The following is a 2,214-nucleotide window of genomic DNA, read 5'->3' on the forward strand; positions in this document are numbered from 1 at the left end:
ACCTTTATAGAGACAGACATTGCCGCAATTTTTGTCAATTGTTTGCGATCTGGAGCGAACTAATCAATTAAATCTCTTGCCAGATAAGGATTGAGTCGATTTATGCCCCCCTATCGAACCATAACAAGTCCCGAAGAGCCGGAGAAAGTTTTAGGAGAGAATTATCCCCATCAAACGCTATAAAGGTATAATGCGTATATGTAATCCTGTCGAATTTATTTTACTAATGACTGAATCAGGAGATAAATCATGAAAATTGACTTCCCTAGTTTACCTCGTAACACTGAATTGCATCGTGAAGCTATTGAAATTCTAAACGAACGAATGGGTATCGCCAAAGCTGCCATCTTTAGGAGTGATACCTTTTGGAAACCAACTGACTATCTAGAAATTAAACATAATCTGTTTGCTGATGAAACTGTTGCTAGTCTTTATGAAAAAGTGGTACTTTGGCGTGAGCAAACTCAAAAACCCTAATGTTACAGTAATATGTAGCAACTTCCCTCACCAATTTAGCAGAATTATACTCATCTCAAGGAAGGTATGAAGAAGCTGAACCGCTCTTTTTACAAGCATTAGCAATTGCCGAGCAAGCTTTAGGGGAGAATCATCCTAATACTGTTAAGAGTCGGGAAAATTTACAAAGGCTGCGACAACAGCAACATCCATCGTCTTAACTGTGATTTATGTGTGGGATGGACTATGATTGATTATTGATGAAGACTTGCTGAATACAACACAATCATAGTATTCATTCAATCATTCAAATCATAGTTTAGACTTATTATGGGATTATGGGATGGACTATAATTGAATTAATCACTGATAACTGATATAGGCTATATTTGAAGAACTTACAAAGGTAAAATTATGACTATCAAAGAACAACTAATTCATGAAATTGAAACAGTATCCGATGAGGTAATAGAAGAAGTTTTTGACTTTTTATTATTAGCCAAAATCAAACATAATCGATCGCAAGAACAATCTAAACCTTTTGCACAATTTATAGAAGAACTCACTGCTGATATTCCTCAAGAAATTTTAGATACCTTACCAACCGATAGTGCAGAACAACATGATCATTATATTTACGGCACTCCTAAACATTAACTATGAAGCAAATTTTTGCCGACACCTTTTATTGGATCGCTTTACTCAACCCTAAAGATGACTGGCATCAAATCGCGCTTAATTATGCTCATAATTGTATCAATGATCAGCTAATAACGACAGATGGCATTATTGATGAGATACTGAACTATGCTTCATCTAGAGGAACTATTATGAGACAGAAAGCACTCTTGATGTGTACGCAAATGCTACGGGAAAAAACAATAAAAGTTATTTCCTATACACCAGAATTACGTCAATTAGGTTTTGAATTATATAAACAACGGTCAGACAAAGGTTATAGCATTACAGACTGCATATCAATGGTAATTATGCAACAAATGGATATTTTTGAAGTGCTTACCCATGACAAGCACTTTACCCAAGAAGGTTTTATTATTCTTTTTCAAAAAATAGAACTACTATAAAATGGAGTCAACGACTAAGCTAAACGGCTTTTACTTCGGATCACCGATATAGACTCCAAAAGGGTTATAGCTGTTGGATCATGCAGGTTAAGCGCCGTTTAGCTTATTAGGAAAAATCACTCTACTATTGTTCAAATTCGGAAAAGTTTACAAATGATGCGACAACAGCAATATCCATCGTCTTAACTGTGATTGATGGGATTATGGGATGTAAACAATGCAACTCAAAAACAAAAACTCCCCTTTCTAAACTGTTCTTTACGCACATCTCTCATTAAAATCCCATTATCTAAAACATAAAGAGGCAATCTGCTCATGACACAAATTACACTGCAAATCACCATTGAATCCCTTACAGAAGCAATTACGACCCTTGATCTGAGTGAACAAATTCTGCTGCGTGACTTTCTCGATGCTCAAATTAGACAGACAAAACTATCTAACGAAAATATTGTATTAAAACCTGCTAAAGAATGCTTTCGTCAAGGTTGGCAAGATGCCATGACAGGAAACATTCAACCAATCTCCGAATTAAGTAGTCATGCAAAATTAATTACCCAAATAAAAAATTAAGAAGTATAATACATAAAAAAACGAAGCAGCAGGAAAATACAATGAGATTGATTAGAGACCTAAACCCCGAGAGCCAGAAAATGCTAGAGAGAATTTATCG

Annotated in this window: 4 protein-coding genes and 1 pseudogene; all 5 read left to right on the forward strand. The window is 35.3% G+C overall.

All coding sequences use genetic code 11. The annotated features are described in order from the left end of the window. Window positions 1–249: 249 nt before the first annotated feature. The 5 genes and pseudogenes from PX482_RS22165 to PX482_RS22185 all read left to right on the forward strand — a co-directional run bounded on the left by PX482_RS22165 (window position 250) and on the right by PX482_RS22185 (window position 2,114). Window positions 250–477: a hypothetical protein gene (locus PX482_RS22165; protein ID WP_002760185.1), complete on the forward strand. Its 228-nt coding sequence runs from the start codon at window positions 250–252 to the stop codon at window positions 475–477. A 23-nt stretch (window positions 478–500) separates the two neighbouring features. Then, window positions 501–677: pseudogene (locus PX482_RS22170) on the forward strand (tetratricopeptide repeat protein); the annotation flags it as partial. Window positions 678–870: 193 nt separating this feature from the next. Continuing rightward, window positions 871–1,113: a hypothetical protein gene (locus PX482_RS22175; protein ID WP_002760184.1), complete on the forward strand. Its 243-nt coding sequence runs from the start codon at window positions 871–873 to the stop codon at window positions 1,111–1,113. A gap of 2 nt (window positions 1,114–1,115) precedes the next feature. Next, complete coding sequence (locus PX482_RS22180; protein WP_002760181.1) at window positions 1,116–1,541, forward strand: type II toxin-antitoxin system VapC family toxin; 426 nt, start codon at window positions 1,116–1,118, stop codon at window positions 1,539–1,541. Between the two features lie 315 nt (window positions 1,542–1,856). Then, window positions 1,857–2,114 carry a hypothetical protein gene (locus tag PX482_RS22185; protein WP_288093136.1) on the forward strand — a complete coding sequence of 86 codons (258 nt, stop codon included), beginning with the start codon at window positions 1,857–1,859 and terminating at the stop codon, window positions 2,112–2,114. Window positions 2,115–2,214 lie beyond the last annotated feature (100 nt).

This window comes from Microcystis sp. M53602_WE12 (genome assembly GCF_030065455.1).
Lineage (GTDB): Bacteria > Cyanobacteriota > Cyanobacteriia > Cyanobacteriales > Microcystaceae > Microcystis > Microcystis aeruginosa.

What these genes read in the sequence shown, in the direction of transcription:
- PX482_RS22185 (WP_288093136.1), top strand. Translation starts at nt 1,857, where the DNA reads ATGACACAAATTACACTGCAAATCACCATTGAATCCCTTACAGAAGCA.
- PX482_RS22165 (WP_002760185.1), top strand. Translation starts at nt 250, where the DNA reads ATGAAAATTGACTTCCCTAGTTTACCTCGTAACACTGAATTGCATCGT.
- PX482_RS22180 (WP_002760181.1), top strand. Translation starts at nt 1,116, where the DNA reads ATGAAGCAAATTTTTGCCGACACCTTTTATTGGATCGCTTTACTCAAC.
- PX482_RS22175 (WP_002760184.1), top strand. Translation starts at nt 871, where the DNA reads ATGACTATCAAAGAACAACTAATTCATGAAATTGAAACAGTATCCGAT.